Source organism: Brevibacterium sp. FME37, from assembly GCF_014897485.1.
Lineage (GTDB): Bacteria > Actinomycetota > Actinomycetes > Actinomycetales > Brevibacteriaceae > Brevibacterium.
The window spans coordinates 81266-99130 of the sequence record NZ_JABUYE010000011.1 but is presented as its reverse complement, the minus strand read 5'-3'; the positions used below and the strand labels follow the sequence as shown (position 1 = coordinate 99130).

At 59.9% G+C, this 17865-nt stretch carries 15 protein-coding genes; 14 read left to right on the top strand and 1 reads right to left on the bottom strand.

Annotated elements, in window-relative coordinates; translation table 11 throughout:
* Position 1 precedes the first annotated feature (1 nt).
* Positions 2-769 (bottom strand): IclR family transcriptional regulator, encoded by a 768-nt coding sequence (locus INT29_RS13525; RefSeq protein ID WP_193071963.1) that lies wholly within the window; start codon positions 767-769, stop codon positions 2-4.
* Positions 770-837: 68 nt separating this feature from the next.
* Here INT29_RS13525 and INT29_RS13520 point away from each other — a divergent pair, with 68 nt between their 5' ends.
* The 14 genes from INT29_RS13520 (at position 838) to INT29_RS13455 (ending at position 17761) form a co-directional block, all read left to right on the top strand.
* Positions 838-2457, top strand: a complete 1620-nt coding sequence (locus INT29_RS13520) for an ABC transporter substrate-binding protein (protein WP_193071962.1) — start codon at positions 838-840, stop codon at positions 2455-2457.
* Positions 2458-2497: 40 nt separating this feature from the next.
* The gene (locus INT29_RS13515) at positions 2498-3457 is read left to right on the top strand and encodes an ABC transporter permease (protein ID WP_226842017.1); all 960 of its coding nucleotides are present in this window, start codon (positions 2498-2500) and stop codon (positions 3455-3457) included.
* Complete coding sequence (locus INT29_RS13510) at positions 3454-4392, top strand: ABC transporter permease (protein ID WP_193071960.1); 939 nt, start codon at positions 3454-3456, stop codon at positions 4390-4392. Before INT29_RS13515 ends, INT29_RS13510 begins: the two co-directional genes overlap by 4 nt.
* Entirely contained in the window at positions 4389-5630 is a 1242-nt protein-coding gene (locus INT29_RS13505; RefSeq protein ID WP_319020910.1) for a threonine synthase, read from the top strand. The genes INT29_RS13510 and INT29_RS13505 overlap by 4 nt, the downstream gene beginning before the upstream one ends.
* Positions 5627-6670, top strand: a complete 1044-nt coding sequence (locus INT29_RS13500; protein ID WP_193071958.1) for a serine hydrolase domain-containing protein — start codon at positions 5627-5629, stop codon at positions 6668-6670. Before INT29_RS13505 ends, INT29_RS13500 begins: the two co-directional genes overlap by 4 nt.
* Positions 6671-6728: 58 nt before the next feature.
* Positions 6729-7109, top strand: coding sequence for a RidA family protein (locus INT29_RS13495; protein ID WP_193071957.1), 381 nt, complete (start codon positions 6729-6731; stop codon positions 7107-7109).
* A 73-nt stretch (positions 7110-7182) separates the two neighbouring features.
* Positions 7183-8112 (top strand): sugar kinase, encoded by a 930-nt coding sequence (locus INT29_RS13490; RefSeq protein WP_193071956.1) that lies wholly within the window; start codon positions 7183-7185, stop codon positions 8110-8112.
* A gap of 108 nt (positions 8113-8220) precedes the next feature.
* Positions 8221-9825, top strand: a complete 1605-nt coding sequence (locus tag INT29_RS13485; protein ID WP_193071955.1) for a dipeptide ABC transporter ATP-binding protein — start codon at positions 8221-8223, stop codon at positions 9823-9825.
* A gap of 120 nt (positions 9826-9945) precedes the next feature.
* Positions 9946-10593 (top strand): bifunctional 4-hydroxy-2-oxoglutarate aldolase/2-dehydro-3-deoxy-phosphogluconate aldolase, encoded by a 648-nt coding sequence (locus tag INT29_RS13480; RefSeq protein ID WP_193071954.1) that lies wholly within the window; start codon positions 9946-9948, stop codon positions 10591-10593.
* A gap of 225 nt (positions 10594-10818) precedes the next feature.
* Entirely contained in the window at positions 10819-11421 is a 603-nt protein-coding gene (locus INT29_RS13475; RefSeq protein ID WP_226830981.1) for a TetR/AcrR family transcriptional regulator, read from the top strand.
* A gap of 83 nt (positions 11422-11504) precedes the next feature.
* Positions 11505-12743, top strand: coding sequence for a glutamate dehydrogenase (locus INT29_RS13470; RefSeq protein ID WP_193071953.1), 1239 nt, complete (start codon positions 11505-11507; stop codon positions 12741-12743).
* 4 nt (positions 12744-12747) lie between these two features.
* Positions 12748-14895: an acetate--CoA ligase family protein gene (locus tag INT29_RS13465; RefSeq protein ID WP_226842015.1), complete on the top strand. Its 2148-nt coding sequence runs from the start codon at positions 12748-12750 to the stop codon at positions 14893-14895.
* Positions 14892-16598, top strand: coding sequence for a thiamine pyrophosphate-binding protein (locus INT29_RS13460; RefSeq protein WP_193071952.1), 1707 nt, complete (start codon positions 14892-14894; stop codon positions 16596-16598). Before INT29_RS13465 ends, INT29_RS13460 begins: the two co-directional genes overlap by 4 nt.
* On the top strand, positions 16595-17761 hold the full coding sequence (locus INT29_RS13455) for an acyl-CoA dehydrogenase family protein (RefSeq protein ID WP_193071951.1): 1167 nt from the start codon (positions 16595-16597) through the stop codon (positions 17759-17761). The genes INT29_RS13460 and INT29_RS13455 overlap by 4 nt, the downstream gene beginning before the upstream one ends.
* Positions 17762-17865 lie beyond the last annotated feature (104 nt).

Genomic DNA, 17865 nt, shown 5'->3' with positions numbered 1-17865 from the left:
CCTACTCCTGAAATGGTTTTGACACATCGAAGTCAAGCAACATAGAGATATCGTTTGCCGCCGCGGCCACACGTGGACCAAGCGTCATCAGCTCTGGCACATCAAGAACAAACGCAAGACCGGACACACTGACTCCACCGATCGGTTGACCTAGTCTGTCTAGTACTGATGCCCCGACACAACGAATTTTGGGTTCGTTTTCCTCGTCATCGAGGGCAAACCCGAGATCAGCGATACGGTCGAGGTCTTCATGGATCTTCACCAGTCCCGCCTCGCCGGTTCCGAGCTTCGCTTGGAGCAACTGGTCTGCCTCGTCGCGAGGCAGAGCGGCGAGGATCGATTTGCCGATCGACGTGCAGTGAAGTTCGAGGTGCATTCCGACTCGAGATGCCATCTGATAAGGCTTGTCACCTTCGAACTTGGAAATATACACCGCACTGGTGCCGACGAAAGCAGCGAAATGAACGGTATGGCCAGTCGACCTCTGCAGGGCGTCGAGAGTCGGAGCAGCTTCGGTGACAGCGTCGCCGCGAGCAGGACCCACCAATGCACGCATCGCCAAGCCTGATGAGTAGAAGCCATCCCCGGTGGGTGCCGCATAGTTCATCTCGGTCAACACCTGAAGAATGCGATGTGCGCTTGGTCTCTTGATCTGAGCTCGGTCTGCGATCTCGGACAGGCGGTGAGGGCCGTCGGGACTACTTAACGCTTGCATGACCGCGAGTACTTTGTGGATGGAATTCATTTTTTGCCGTTCGATGCTGGACATTGACTCCGGACCCAGTCTACTATAGTTCATAAGGCTGAATGCCATTCCGTCATACGGAACGCAATAGAGTGGATACCTTCGGTGCACTCCTACGCCAATGGCGGCGCAGTGAATATCTCCTAGAGAAAGTATCGGTCATCATGTCGGTAGATCCCAGGTTTCAGAGAACCCGGAAACAGGTCATCAGTGCGGCAGCTTCGGTCCTCGCCGTGTCGCTTGCCTTGGGGGCATGTTCCTCAGGTGAGAGCTCGGATGGAGACACAACGAATCTACGAGTCGCCATTCCCTCTGATGTCGTCTCCCTCGACCCGCAACTCCAGGGCGATATGACATCAATGGGAGTGGCAAGCAACATCTTCGATACTCTGACAGTTCGCCAAGCAGACGGGGAACTCGGGCCCGGCCTGGCGACAAAATGGGAACAGACAGATCCTAAGACATGGATGTTCACCATTCGTGACGGCGTTGAGTTTCAGAATGGTGAAAAACTCGATTCGGACACAGTTGCGTTTAGTATCAATCGTCTGCTCGATCCCGAGACCAAATCTCCCATTGTCGAACTTGCCAATGTCAAGGAGGCCGTCGCGGAGGATTCGTCCACAGTCAAATTCGTCATGAAGCAATCTGACCCAGTGCTGCCTGCAAAACTCTCGCTCTTCGGCGGCGTCGTGGTTCCGCAAAAGCTGATCGAAAAGGAAGGGGACGAGGAGTTCGCTAAGCATCCAGTCGGCACTGGCCCCTATGAGTTCGTGTCCCGGTCACAGGCAGACGAAATTGTGCTCAAGGCCAATTCGGACTATTGGGGCGAGGCGCCTTCGGTGGAGAATCTGACATTTAAGATCATGCCCGATCCTTCTGCTTCGATACAGACGCTGCAAGCTGGCGAAGTGGACATCGTGTCCGCCCTCAGCACCGATGCGGCAGCACAGCTTGAAGGGAATCCGGATACCTCCGTCCATAGTGTCCCTGGGATCAGAACTTATTCGGTCAATCTCGACACCATCTCCGATGGGCCATTGGCCGATAGGTCGGTCAGGCAGGCGTTGAACTATGCGGTCGACGTTCCTTCGCTCGTCGATACTATCCAGGGCGGGGCTGCACAGCAGGCCGCGACATTGCTGCCCTCCAACGCTTTCGGCTACGACGCATCGATCAAGCCATATGAGCACAACGTCGAAAGAGCAAAGAACCTGCTCAAGGCAGCCGGTTATGAGGACGGATTCGACACGACCCTGACGGCCTCTGAAACCGACTCGTCGCTGGCGCAAGCCGTGTCTGGACAACTTGCCGAAGTCGGCGTGAAAGCCGAGGTCCGTGTGCTCGACGCTCAATCTGCGAAATCAGAGTTGATCACGCTCAACGAGAAACACGACAAAGGTATGTTCCTCATGGCCAACTCTGGCTGGACGATGGATGCTGTGAGCTACATTCAGTCCATGGTGAAATCCGATCGTCGATCCAGTCGCTGGGATAACAAGGAAGCCAACAAACTCGTCATCCAAGGTGAGACGAAGACTGACGATGACGATCGAATCGCAGCATACAAGCAACTTCAGACGCTGCTTCACGATGAGGCGCCGTTCGTCTATATGTTTACCATCGACAACACATACGCCACTTCACAGGGGGTCGAATGGGACATGCCGACCACAGGCGTTCTGAGTATGGCTGAAGCTGTGAAGAAGTAGAGGGGTAGACAAGATGTCGATTGAAACTTCGGGCCAGCCATTGGCGTCGAAATCACCAAGGCAGAAAACCGGAAACGAGCTATGGCTGCATCTGGCCAAGCGCATCGCCCAGACTGTTTTCGTGCTGTTCTGCGTCGCTACCTTGACGTTCTTCCTCGTACGTCTCACTGGTGACCCCGTCAAAGCGATCTTGCCAGATAATGCGTCCCTAGAGCAGGAGACAGCACTGCGGGCGCAACTCGGGCTCGACCAGCCGCTTCTGAACCAGTATCTGTCCTACATGGGGGGAGTAATCCGGTTCGATTTCGGCGATTCGCTGTATTTCCGAGAAGCGGCGCTACCCTTGATCCTCTCCCGTCTGCCCGCGACGATTGAGTTAGCAGCGGGCGCGCTGATCTTCGCCCTTATCGTCTCGATTCCCGCGGGAATGGTCGCGGCACTGCGCCGCGGAAAGTCGACTGACAGCGCTGTCGTTGCGACTGTCCTCATCGGCCAGTCCACCCCAGCCTTCTTCGTGGGCATCATCCTGATTCTGATCTTCGCGGTGAATCTGAGTTGGCTTCCTTCTTCAGGGATGGGTGGCCTCAGCCACCTCATCCTGCCGGCAATCACCTTGGGCCTATATTCTATGGCAATGATCACTAGGCTGTTGCGATCCTCGCTCATCGACGTCCTCGGTGAGGACTACATTCGAACGGCTCGAGCCAAGGGTCTCTCGCGTTGGCAGGGGATCCGTGATCACGCACTGAAGAATGCAGCGTTACCGGTGGTGACCATCGTTGGTCTGGAGATCGGGAATCTGCTTGGAGGGGCGATTCTTACGGAGCAGGTATTCTCCTGGCCAGGTGTCGGGCGATTGACGGTGGAAGCAATCACCAATCGAGACTTTGCTTTGATCCAAGCCATTGTGCTGTTCCTGTCACTGGTGTTCGTCGTCACCAATCTCCTCGTCGACATTGCCTATGCGTTCATAGATCCGAGAGTCAGGTTGAGCAAATGAGTAATCACAATGTTTCAGCCCCTCACCCAAGTGTGGGGAGTTCGGATGTCGCGGAGGTGGCAGCGGGGCAACAGCCCCCCAGCGTTTTCCGCAGTTTCCTCCAGGCTCTTCGCCGAAACCACGTCGCACAAGTGGCAGTGGTGATCCTCTTCATCGCGGTGATTGTCGGACTCTTCGCGCCGCTCATCGCCCCCCACGATCCCCAGGCTCAGAATCTAGCCAATCGCCTGCGACCACCATTCTGGGACGCACAAAGCGTCCCGGGGCACGTACTCGGAACCGATGAGCTCGGCCGAGACGTTCTCAGCCGGGTGCTCTTTGGCACGAGGGTCTCTCTCCTGGTCGGAATTTCGGCAACTATTCTTTCGGGGCTCATCGGAACAGTAATCGGCGTGGTGTCTGGATACCTTAGAGGGCTAACAGATGTTCTATTCATGCGGTTGGCGGATATTCAACTTGCCTATCCCACGATCCTTCTTGCACTCGTCGTCGTTGTTGTTGTCGAGCCCAGCGTATGGATCGTTGTTCTTGTCCTCGGGATAAATGGATGGATGAATTATGCACGAGTCATCCGTGCTGAGGTCTTGTCTCTACGCACTAGGGAATTCGTCAAAGCGGCAAAAGCCATTGGAGCAGGAAGCGGTCAGATCATGTGGCGTCATATTCGACCGAATATTATCGCACCGCTTGCAACTGTCGGGACCTTGCAGGTGGCAGCCATGATCATCGCTGAAGCCTCGTTGAGCTATCTGGGCCTTGGAGTACCGCCGACAATACCGACCTGGGGCGGGATGCTGGCCTCGGGGCAATTGTATATTGGAACAGCTTGGTGGATTGCTGTCTTCAGCGGAATGGCTGTGGTTCTGACAACATTGTCTATCAATGTGACTGGCGATCTTCTTCGCGACTTCGCCGACCCCAAGGCATACCGATGAGTAGATACGCCGAATGCTATGTCTGTGATGATTGTGGAGCAGAGTTCGATCTGCAATCTCTGGAGAACCTGTGTCGACTCTGCGGGGGTCTGCTCGAAGTAAGATACGACCTAGACGCGGTAGCCGACCCTCATGCACTGATTTCATCTGGCCGAGGAATGTGGCGGTGGGGGCAACTGCTTCCGCTTCCAGCAGAGGCATCGATAGTCACGCTTGGTGAAGGCGACTCACCGCTTCTGGAGATGCCCACTCTCAGCAGCGAAGTGGGAGTTCGACAATTGTTCGTTAAAAATGACAGCCTGATGCCGACTGGCTCCTTCAAAGATCGAGGATATTCACTCGCGGTGTCATTCGCTAAGCACTTGGGACTCGACTCAGCATTCACTTACAGCTCAGGAAATGCGGGTGCATCGTTTGCCGCCTACTGCGCTCGGTCTGGAATCGATGCAACAGTGTTTGTCGAAGACGTGGCCAATGAAGCGAAACGTGCTCTAATCTCTCTGCACGGAGCGAATGTTTATCAACTGAAGTATCAGTCCAGTAAGGAGATATTCGACGCAGTCACCGGTCTCAGCAGCGCGGGACAATATTCGTTCGTCAATTTCATCAACCCGATCAGGCATGAGGCGATGAAAGTCTGTGCTTACGAAATTTGCGAGTCATTGGATTGGAAGGCCCCTGATGTCGTTGTTCACCCAGTTGGGACTGGAGGAGGGCTGTGGGGAACGTGGAAGGGCTTTTGCGAACTCCGGGTTCTTGGACTGATTGACAAACTTCCACGGATGATCGGAGTGCAACCTAAAGTGTGTGCTCCTTTGTTCGAGGCCTTTGTGTCGGGGAAATCCTCCACGACTGCCACGGGTGATGCCAGCCAGACGATGGCACAGAGCATCGCTGGTGACGACATGATCCAAGGCGGAAAGCGTCCACTCCGTGCGATTCGAGAGTCGAATGGAACTGCAGTAGCGGTCAGTGAAGACTCGATTGCACGGGCAATGACTGATCTTGGTGCCGCTGCGGTGGGAGTGGAGCCCTCTGCAGCGGTGTCGTATGCAGCCTTGACTGAGGGCATTCGAGATGGCTGGCTGTCAGCGGACGACAGGGCTGTGGCAGTTGTGACCGGTGTTGCGCTGAAACAGCCGTCTGTACTTGTGGATGTGACCCCAAGCATCAAGGGCCTAGTGGCAGCTCGCACTTCTGAGATGCTGAAAGTGCTTAACGAGGGAGTGGAATCATGACGACTAGTGCGAAGCGAATACTCTGGGAAGCACGTGAAACTCGAGTTTTCTCCGCTGCAGCGTGGTCAATTGGCGACCATCATGGGCCTTGGGATCACGGGACTATCGGGACTGTCTATTGGGACGGGCCCGAGGCCACTGAAGGGTGCTATTGGGATCTGGCGTCATTGACTAAGCCCATCGTTGCAACGGCTATTTTCTCCTTGATCGAGGACGGTTTGCTGACTCTGGAACAAACTGTCGGGGAGACTCAGACGAACTATGCGGACGATGGATCAATGATCACCGTGGGTCAATTGCTGACACACACGAGTGGCCTACCCGGAGGCGTGCCGCTCTTTCGCACGTGCTCATCGACGGACGAGATGCTCGACGCGGTGCGGAAGCTCCCTCTGTCATCGCCTCCGGGGGAGAGGTGCGAGTATTCATCTCCAGGTTTCATTCTCTTGGGCCAGATTGCTGAAGAGGTCACGGGACAGCCACTAAATGAAGTCGTTCAAGATAGGATTCTTCGCCCTTTGGGAATGATGGACACGAGCTTCGGAGTGCCGTTCCATGAACGCGCCCATGCCGTAGCCACTGAGAACGATCCCTGGAGAGGGCATGTCGTGCAGGGGGAGGTCCATGATGAGAACGCGAAGGTGATCGGCAAAGCTGCAGGTCACGCAGGTATATTCTCCACGCTTCCGGACATGGAACGATTCGCCCATGCCGTCGCGCTAGCCAGCCAGGGGGAGGAAACCGAGATCATCGGATGTGAGGCCTTCCGCCTCATGACCTCTCTGCAGACAGGTGAGAGCAAGGACCGCTGGGCGCACGGTTGGATGATCGCCGGAGACCATCTGCATGGTCGAAGCGCGGGCACTCGCATCAGTTCGTCAGGATTCGGTCACACCGGATTCACCGGCACCTCGTTGTGGGTCGATCCCTCCAGCGGCCGATACAGCCTTCTTCTGACCAATCGGGTCCATCCGACTCGACATGGAGATTCCATAGAGAACGTGCGCATTCGGATGAATGATCTGGCATTTGCGACATGATGACCGCGGCCGATTTCTACAAGTGTTTTCAACAGAATGAACGAGTGAAGGAGTTTCCATGTCCATACAAGCAATCAGTACCCCCCTGGCCCCGGCGCCGGCAGGGCCCTATTCCCAAGCAGTCGTTGCCAATGGGATGGTCTTCACTGCCGGTTTCGGACCCCAGGCCCCGGCGACGGGACAAGTTCCAGAAGGGATCGAGGCTCAGACTGATCAGCTGATGCGCAATCTGCAAGTAGTTCTGGAACAGGCTGGTTCCGGTTGGGACAGGGTCGTGAAAGCCACTGTACACCTGCAGGAGTTGCATCGTGATTATGCCCCTTTCAATAAGGTGTATGAAAAGTATGTGAGCCCCCCGCACCCGGTTCGCACCACAGTGGGGTCGGATCTGGCAAACATTCTTGTGGAGATCGATGTTGTTGCCGTTGTCGAGGACTGACGGAAGATCACTATCGGGAAAGCATGCGAAAGGCATTGATGTGCGAGATTATTTTTCTCCTCAAGGCGCAGGCGTGGTCACATTCGGCGAAGCCATGGGTCTGTTCGAAGCTGAATCCATCGGGCGGTTGAGACCCGGGTGCACACTTTCGTTGAGCTTCGGCGGTTCTGAAAGTAACGTGGCCATCGGACTGTCGAGACTCGGTCTCCAAGCAACGTGGATGGGCGTGCTCGGAAATGACTCGATTGGGGACATGGCGCTGCGTGAGATGAGGGCCGAAGGAGTGACTGTCCTTGCCAGGAGAGCCGTAGGCGCTCCGACCGGCGTAATGGTCAAGGAGCAGCCAGCCTCATCGGTGACCAGAGTGCAATATTTTCGCGACCATAGTGCAGGCGCCAGCTTGACCTTGGATGATCTTGCTCTTGAGGTGATTCGAGAAGCACAGATCATCCATCTGACTGGGGTGACACTGGCTTTGTCGGACGAGATGCCCGAACTGGTATCAGATGTGATCGGCATGGCAAGGGAGGCCGGTGTTCTGGTCTCACTCGATCTGAATTATCGAGCGGCACTGTGGAGCGAAGAGAGCGCTCGCGCGGTGTATAGACGGCTGTTGCCAGAGGTCGACATTGTCTTCGCGGGAGAGCACGAGGCTGCGATTGCGGTCGGGTGCGAACTCGAGACAGAGGCCCTTGCCCATAAGCTGGGTGAATTCGGTCCCTCACAGTCTATTATCACCAAGGGATCGAAGGGTGCTATGGCAGTTATTGATGATCATGAATACGCAGTCGATGGTCTCTCCGTCTCCGTGGTAGATACTGTCGGTGCCGGCGATGCTTTCGTTGCCGGTTATCTTGCCGAGTTCCTGCGACAAATGCCACCGCAGGAACGCTTGGATCTCGCGAATGCTGTGGGTGCCCGGGTCTGTCAAGTGCCTGGGGATTGGGAAGGTCTGCCGTATCGCAAAGATCTTGTCGTCAGTTCGGACTCGGTGCAGAGATGAGATTTTTTATGGATGTATTGAAAGTTCCATGGCACCTAGTCCGTTGTGAAAGGGCATCTCGACAGATGCCCTGCCATAGCCGGATCTGCGTCTAGGTAGGAGACTCACATGAAATTAGAAACTCTCTTGTCCGTCAAAGACCTTCGAGTAAGCTTCGAGACCCCCAACGGAGCCTTCGAAGCCATTCACGGTGTGAGCTTCGATGTCGAAGCGGGGGAGACCCTCGCGATCGTCGGTGAGTCGGGATCGGGAAAGTCCACCATCGCCTCATGTATCAATCGATTGCTCGCAGACAATGGAACCATTTCCGCGGGAAGTATCGACTATAAGGGACGCGACCTATTGTCTGTTAGCGAAGCGGAGATGTCATCGATTCGGGGAATGGAGATCGGTCTTGTCCCGCAGGATCCGATGTCGAACCTCAATCCGGTGCGCACGGTGGGGGCACAGATTCGAGAGGCTTTGGAGATTCACGGGATCGCGAAGGGCCCTGATAGTCGCGAGCGTGTCATCGAGCTGTTGACCACGGTTGGTATCCCTGATCCGACAGTGCGTTACGAACAGTACCCCCATCAGTTCTCCGGAGGTATGAAACAGCGAGTGCTCGTCGCCATGGGGCTTGCGTGTCGGCCTCAATTGTTAATCGCGGACGAGCCTACGAGCGCCCTGGACGTCACTGTTCAACGAAAGATTCTTGACACTCTTGGGGACTTGACATCGAGCGCTGAGACTGCGGTCTTGCTGATCACGCACGACCTGGCTTTGGCAACGGAACGTGCTGATCGTGTCCTTGTGATGTATCACGGGAATCTGATCGAAGAAGGGCCGGCGAAAGAGATCCTGGCCGAGCCTCGAGAAGAATACACGCGTCGACTTGTACACGCCGCGCCCAGTTTGTCCACCACTTCTCTGATTGATCGTTCCTCCACTAGTAGCGGTCGATCGCCTCTGGTGAAGGTTGCAGGCGTGGGACGATGCTACAAGATCGGCACCGCCGGCGGGCGGTCAGATTTCTGGGCCGCACGTGATATCACCTTCGAGATCCCTCGTGGACAGACTGTATCGATTGTTGGCGAATCGGGGTCTGGCAAGTCGACGACTGCCAATATGGTGCTGGGGTTGGAAGAGGTCGACGAAGGCTCCATTGAACTTGATGGCAACTTCTTAGCGAAGATGAATCGGAAGCAGATGTTCGCACTGCGTAGTCGAATGCAGCCGGTGTTTCAGAACCCTTTTGCTTCTCTGGATCCCCGCTACACGGTTGCCGCCTCAATAGCAGAACCATTGGAAGTTCATAAGGTAGACGACCGCAATGCACGGACAAAGCGAGTGGCAGAACTCCTTGAGCAGGTCGCTTTGCCATCAAGCCTCGGGTTCCGGTATCCACATGAGCTTTCCGGTGGTCAGCGGCAGCGAGTCGCGATCGCTCGTGCCCTGGCCTTGAATCCTGAATTGGTTGTCCTGGACGAAGCGGTGTCTGCTTTGGATGTTCTTGTCCAGGCGCAGATTCTTGAGCTTCTTGCACGACTGCAAGTCGAGCTCAGTTTAAGCTACCTCTTCATCAGTCACGATCTGGCTGTTGTTCAGATGGTCTCTGACATCGTCCACGTCATGAAGGGCGGTCGAATGGTGGAGAGTGGGACACCGGCAGAGATCTTTGACAATCCGCAGGACCCTTACACTAGAGAATTGCTCGCGGCAATCCCGAGCTAAGGCTCCTGATAGGTGTGACCAGGCCCCGGGTGATGGCTGAGGCTGAACGGGTTGCGAAATATCCACTGAGTCGGACGCCGGAAGCACGGCAGCCGCTGATTGCAATTCAAAGGAGGACAGATGGGCAACGAGCGTTTAGACTCAATCTGTGAAGCAGGAGTCATCGCGGTGGTGAGGGCTCCGACGGCTCAAGCGGCCATCGATGCTGCAGACGCAGTCATCCGCGGCGGGGTCACTGGAATCGAAGTGACCTTCACCGTACCCGATGCGATCTATGTGGTTGAGAAGCTAATTGCCCGCTACGGTCAGAACGTCCAAGTGGGGCTCGGCACTATCACTACGCCTAGTCAAGCTGAAGCGGCTACGGCAACCGGCGCCGACTTCCTAGTTACTCCCGGATGCCGCGAAGATGTCGTCAAGAGCATGGTGGCCGCAGGAAGAGTCACCATGGCTGGGGCCCTGTCCCCGACCGAGGTGATGAGTGCCAATGCGCTCGGTGTAGACGCGGTGAAGCTGTTCCCCGCGTCTTTGGGCGGCCCCTCCTACCTCAGTGCTCTGCGTGGCCCGTTTCCCGACACCGACTTTGTGCCCACGGGCGGCGTGACGGCTGAAAATCTCTCGGACTGGATCGGGCAGGGGGCGATTGCTGTGGGTGCAGGCGGCGATCTGGTCAGCAGTGAGTCGGTCAGAGAGCGAGACTGGTCAGACATCGAGGCACGGGCGAGCCGTTACTCTCGCGCATTCAGGCAGACTCTCAGCCTGGAGTGAGTGTGCGCCCATGTGATCGGTAGCGGCGAAATACGGATTCGTGCGGAGGTCATATTCTTCGTGAGATGAATGCTGGATGCTAAACGGCCGTTGAGCTATTGTGGACATCTGTACGAAATCAGTCGTCCTGAGCATGTCGCAAATCGGCCCATGCGCACAGGAAGCGCCGATGATGCCGTCTGCAGTGGCTCGGCGATGATCTTTCCACGACATGGGGAGGCGAGCATGCCCAGGAAGAGCGCATCGGTGCGCCGGGAGGAGATCCTGGCTGCGACGATCGAGGAGATCGAGACCACGGGCCTGCGGGCCCTCCGTGTCGCCGATGTCGCCGATCGGCTGGGCCTGAGCCCGAGTCTGGTCATCTACCATTTCGTCACGAAGGAAGCGCTTGTTGCAGCCGCCTTCGCCCAGGCCGGGGAGAACGACCTCTACCGCGCGCGTCGCCTGGCTGCGGGACGCAAGCCCGCCCTTGAGCGATTGCGTGAGGTCATCGGCTGGTACATGCCGACCGGATCGACGAGGAGCTGGAAGATCTGGATCGACGGCTGGTCAGCAGGGCTCTTCGACCCCGATGTGAGGTCGACGTTTGCCACCCTCGACCAGGCATGGAAGATGATCCTGGCAGGACTCATCGTCGAGGGCATCGACGCGGAAGAGATTCGCAACGACGTCGTGGGGGAGGAGGCTGCGACGAGGATCCTCGCCTACCTCGACGGGCTCGCGGTCCAACTCATCTTCAACCCCGATTCCGTGTCCCCGGCGACCCTGTCCGCCTGGGTCGAGGCGTTCGTCGCAGGCGAACTGGACGCAACCCCGGATTGGTCCTGAGACGCCCTTGACTCGCCAGTCCTCGGACGGCCAGACTAGGAGTCTGAACTGAACGGCGATTCAGTAAAACACGTGGGAGCGACATGTTCATGGACATCACCTGGCAGGACCCGGTCACCGGAGCGTACGGATTCGTCGTCATCGACACGCTGGTGAGGGGGACGGCCTCGGGCGGGCTGCGAATGCGTCAGGGGTGCACTCTTGACGAGGTTCGGGGCCTGGCCCAGGGGATGACGCGCAAGGAAGCGATCCATCTGCGAGTGGGCCGGCACTACGTTCCCGTCGGCGGTGCGAAGGGCGGTATCGACTTCGACCCACGTGCCCCCGGTGCCACTGACATCCTCGAACGGTTCCTCGTCGCCGTGAACCCGATCATGCGCGCCTATTGGGCCCTCGGTGAGGACCTGGGCGTGCGCCAGAACGATATCGACGACATTCTTGCCAGGCGTGAGCTCGGGAGCGGACTCTCAGCCGTGGAGAAGCTGCTGACGGACCCGGAAGCGGCGAAAGCGCGGGCGGAGGCGGCGTTCTCCACGCTCGTCGACGGTCTGGCGCAGGATGAGCTCGTCGGCGGACTGGGAGTGGCCACCTCGGCGATCGCAGCGCTCGAAGCCGACGGACGGGACCCGGCAACCGCGACCGCAGTGATCCAAGGATTCGGATCCATGGGCGGGGCGAGCGCCCGGTTCCTCGCCGAGGCGGGGGTGCGCATCGTCGGCATCGCCGACGCCGACGGGTTCGTGTCCAACCCGGCCGGTCTCGACGTCGAGGCCCTACTGGCCACGCGTGATCCCTTCGGCGGCATCGATCGAGCCACACTGCGTCCCGAGGATCTGGACGGCGATCGCGGAGACTGGCTGGCCGCTGACGCCGATGTGCTTGTCCCGGCTGCCGTCAGCTACGCAATCACGAGTGAGAATTGTGAGGCCATCACCGCCGGGCTCATCGTCGAGGCCGCGAACATGCCCGTCCTGCCCGATGCGGAAGATCGCCTTCGGGCCCGCGGGGTCACGGTCGTTCCCGACTTCCTCGCGAACTCCGCGACGAATGCATGGTGGTGGTGGGTGACGTTCGGCGATGTCGACGGCAGCTGGGACGACAGCAGGTCGCTGGTCACCCAGACTCTGCGCGAACTCACGATCCTGGTGCTCAGCGACGCCGACCGGCAGGGCGTCACACCCCGACAGGCGGCACAGTCCCTGGTTGATGCGAATCTCGAAGCCCTCCGAGCGACCACGGATCCAGCGACCGGCGTCGATCCAGCCACCGCCGTCGGCACCGCGACCGGTGACCAGCTTCCCGGCTCGAAGGCAGAACGCTAGAATCATGGACCAATTCTTCGACCCCGGCAGCGTTGCCGTCCTCGGAGCCTCGAACGACCCAGCGAAATGGGGGTTCTGGCTATCGGCGGGAGCGCTGAAGGGAACCCATCGCCGCCAGGTCTATCTCATCAACTCCCGCGTCGCCTCGATCCAGGGTGAACCCACCTTCGGCAGCCTCGCTGAGCTGCCGGAGACCCCGGAGCTCCTGGTCATCTCGATCCCGGGCCGAGGGGTGCCTGCCGTCGTCGATGAGGCGCTGGCGGCCGGAGTGCGCGCCTTCCTCATCATCTCCGCCAGGGTGCCGGATGCTGCAGAGATGGCCCAACGCATCATCTCCGCAGGTGCCCGCCTCATCGGTCCCTCCTCCTTAGGCGTTGTCGATGCGAGCAACGATCTGCTCCTAGCGTGGGGCAACTTCACGCCGGGGTCTCTGGCCGTGGTGACGCAGAGCGGCCAATTGGGCACGGAGATCGCAACCCTCTCGGCACGCAGCGGACTCGGAATCTCACGCTTTGCCTCCATCGGGGGACAGTCCGACGTGAGGGCCGCGGAGATCCTGACCTCCCTGGTCGATGACGAGGCCACCACACAGGTCGTCCTCTACCTCGAGTCCTTCACCGGCGGCAGTGCCCTGGTCGCGGCCATGCAGGCGCTGCGCGCGGCCGGAAAGCCCACAATGATCCTGACCACGGGCCAATCCGACGCCGGTGCCCGGCTCGCGAAATCGCACACCGGATCGCTCACCTCGGCGATGGATACGGTCGATGCCGCCTGCCGCGCGGCCGGCGCGATCCGGCTCTCGACTCCGGGGGAGGCGGTCGAATTCGCCGGTTTCCTCGCCACGTCGTGGCTGCCTGCGGGCAAGAAGATCGCCATCATCTCCGACTCTGGCGGGCAGGGCGCGATCGCGGCGGACCGAGCCGAATCCCATGGTCTGCGCGTCAACATCCTCAACACCGCCACCCGCACCCGGGTTGAAGGCCACCTGCCGCTGGCCGGGCATATCGACAACCCGATCGATCTCGACGGGGCAGGGGAGGCGGACCTGTCCGTGCATGCGTGTCTCGTCGATGAGCTCCTGGCCGATGAATCGATCGACTCAGTCATCCTCAGCGGGTACTTCGGCTGCTACGGCGAGGACATTCCCGCACTCCTCGACGCGGAACTGGCCGAGGTGGGAGCGCTGGGGGAGACCGTGCGCAAGCACCGCAAACCACTCATCGTCCACTCGATGAGCGCCGATTCACCCGCCGTGGCCGCACTGTGGGAGAACTCGATACCTGTCTACACCTCGATCGAATCGGTCATGCGCGTCGTCGCCGGAGCAGGCTTCTACGCCTCACACGCCGGGCGCATCACCGAGGCACTGGAACGCTCGGGTCCGGTCACGCCGTGGGGGACCGGATACGCGGCGGCGCGGGACACGATCTCCGCGGCCGGGGTGCCGGTGCCCCGGGCGCAGACCGTGAAACGCGGAACTGAACTCGCCGAGGTGATGGCCGGCTCGGACCTGACTCCGCCGTTTGTACTCAAGGCCGGGTGGCCCGCCCACAAAACGGAGCTCGGGGCGATCGCCCTGGGGCTTCGCGATGCCACGGCCCTCGAGGACGCCTACACGGAGATGGTGGCCCGCCTCGGCGAGGGCGAGTACATCGTCGAGGAGATGGACACCCGCGGTGAAGCCGTCGAGATCCTCGTCGGTGGGCGACAGGACGAGAACTTCGGGCCCATCGTGATGGTGGGAGCCGGAGGAACCGAGACGGAACTCTACGGCGACACCTGGCTCGAACTGGCACCGGTGACGCATGCGGAAGCACTCGATATGGTCTCCCGGCTCACGTGCTACCGGCTGCTGACCGGGTGGCGTGGACGGCGTGCCGCCGACCTTGACGAACTGGCCGAGATCATCGTCTCGGTGTCCCGTCTGATTGCCGGCAGCAACGAGATCCAGGAGGTCGAGATCAACCCGGTGCGCGTCACCCCGGACGGGGCGCTCGCCGTGGACGCCCTCGTCGTGACCAACCGAGACGACGAGAGCGATGACGGCACGGACGACAACAGCAGTAGCGACAGCGGCAGCAACACCAATGGCGATGGCAGCGACAACGGCAAAAGCGACAACGATGGCAATGGCGAGAAGGAGTCACCATGACAGAGGTACAGGCAGAGATCACGGGTGGCGCACACCTGGCTCGTGCGTTGAGAGCCGAGGGCATCACGCGCGTCTTCGGGATTCCCGGGACGCACAACCTTGAGATCTTCGCGCAGCTGGCGGCTGAGGGAATCGACATCGTCTCGCCGCGGCACGAGCAGGGTGCCGGATATATGGCCGACGGTGCTGCACGCGTGACCGGAGAGGTGCAGGTCGTCGTGACGACGACGGGACCGGCGGTGTTCAACGCGCTGACCGCGCTGCTGCAGTCCTTCACCGACTCGGTTCCGGTCCTGCTCATCAGCCCCGGAATGCCATTGACCCACCCGGGACGGGGCAACGGACTCCTCCACGAGGTGCGCAATCAGAGCCAGGCGATCGACGCCGTCCTCGGTGACAGCCATCGGGTGACGAGCCCCGGTGAGGTGTCGTTGGCGGTCGGACAGGCCCTGTCGCGCATGCGCAGCGGGCGCGCTCGCCCCGCCTACATCGAGATCCCACTCGATCTCATCGAGGCCGCTGGGCCCGGGTGGGCCCACCCGGCGATCACCCGCCCGCATCCGAGCTCTGAGCCCTCCGCGATCAGGTCCGCCGCCGAGGCGCTGGCGGGCGCCCAGCGTCCCCTCCTCATCGTCGGGGCTGGGGCCCGCAGCGCCGGAGCCGAGATCGAAGAGCTTTCCCGGGTGCTCGGTGCCGGTGTCATCCTGTCCTCGAACGCGAAGGGAACGATCGATGATGAGTTCGAGAACAACCTCGGCGCCATCGGTGTCCTCGAAGCCTTGCCGGAGGTGCTCAGCGCTGCCGATGCGGTGGTGGCCATCGGTACGGAACTGGCTCCCAGCGATTTCTGGCCCGAACCGATGCCGCTTCCGCACGCCATCGTGCGCATCGACATCGACGAGGAGCAGATGCTGCGCAACGCCCGCGTCACCCACCCGATCGTGGCTGATGCCAAAGACGCGACGATCGCGCTGACACACCAGCTGCACCAGACCAGGTCGACCAGTGGCTCCGGGAACAGTGTCGAGTGGCTGCGTGGCTGGCAGGACACGATCACGGCCGCAGCCAAGGATGAAGGTGCGCCGTGGGCACAGCTGTGCGCAGGGCTCAACGACTACACCGCCTTGGCGACATCACCGGTCATCATCGCCGCGGATTCTACGATGTGCTGCTACTACGGAGTGCAGACCGGATGGATGGCACGCCGAGGTGACCGTTTTCTCTACCCGGCAGGCGCCGGAACCCTGGGATACGGGCTGCCCGCGGGAATCGGTGCGAAACTCGCCGTGCCCACCGCAAGGGTCGTGGCGATCGAGGGTGATGGGGGCGCGATGTTCACGATCACCGAACTCGCCGCGGCAGTGCAGGCACGAGCATCACTGTCACTCATCATCGTCGACAACGGCGGGTACGGGGAGATCCGCAACGAAATGGCCGATCGCGGCGACACTCCTGCGGGTGTGGCACTGCTGGGCCCCGACTTCCCGAGCCTGGCTCAGTCGATGGGCGCTCGCGGTGTCCACGTCGAGACCCAGGAACAGCTGACCTCGGCGCTGAAGCAGGCCGAGGACTTCGCGGGACCAACACTCATCCACATCATCGAGGACTCCCGTGCCGCCACGGACATGCTGGGTGCCTCTCGGCCGGCAGACTGTTCACACGAGTCGGCACACAATTCGCACGAGAAGAAGGACCTGACATGAGCTACACACCCTGGCCACTCAGCGATGAACAGAATGACATCATCGAACTGTGCGCCACCTTCGCCAAGGACAAGATCCGACCCATAGGGCACACAGTCGACGAGGCGGACACCGAGTCCCCGGTTGAGCTCTTTCGCGAAGCCTCGCGCGTGGGCATCACCGACTTCATGATTCCCGAGGAGTACGGAGGTGGTGGCTTCACCGACGTCTTCACTCAATGCCTCGTCCAGGAACAGCTGTGCTTCGGAGATCCCGGCATCGGCAACCTGCTGTGCTCCAACGGCTTCTTCGCCGATCCGATCCTCGCGCTGGGCACCGAAGAGCAGAAGGAGACCTGGCTGCGTCCCCTGACCGGACCCGATCCGATCTTCACCGCTCTGGCGACGACCGAACCGGGTTCGGGATCCGACTCCGCCTCGATCACCACCAGAGCCGAGCCTGTCGACGGCGGATACCTCCTCAACGGACAGAAGGTCTGGATCTCCAACGCCGGACTGGCCGAGGGCTATGTCGTCTTCGCCAAGACCGACCCTGCGCAACGCTCACGAGGAGTCACCGCATTCCTCCTGCCGAAAGACACCGAGGGCATGGACTTCGGTGCGCCGATGAAGAAGATGGGTCAGCGTGCGATCGTGTGCAGGGAGATCTTCTTCTCCGACGCGTTCGTGCCGACCCACAACCGCCTCGGCGAGGAGGGGCAGGGTTTCTACGGGCTGATGCGCACCTTCGACATCTCCCGTGTGGTCCTCGGCGCCGCAGCGCTGGGCACCGCCAGAGCCGCCTACGAATACGCCCGCGACTATGCGCGTGAACGCACACAGTTCGGCAAAACGATCATCGAACACCAGTCCGTTGCCTTCCGCCTTGCGGACATGTCGGCGCGCATCGATGCCGCCTGGCTGCAGGTCCTGAATGCGGCCCGGATGATCGATGCCGGTGATGCGGTACCGCGAGAGAAGGTCACCGCAGCGGCGGCCATGGCGAAGCTCAATGCCTCGGAGACGGCGATGTTCTGCACCTGGGCCGGCATCCAGACCCTGGGCGGTTGGGGCTATTCGCGAGAGCACCCGGTCGAGCAGTGGATGCGAGATGCGAAGCTCGAGGAGATCGAGGAGGGCACCTCAGACATCATGCGGCTGCTCATCTCACGAAATCTGCCCTGATCCGGCTCGAGCTCGCGTGCTCGAACCGGTGGAAACATGCTGGTCTCTCGGCGTGCTCGATCCGGTGTGATCACGGCCGATCAGTTATTTTCCGAGGTCACAGG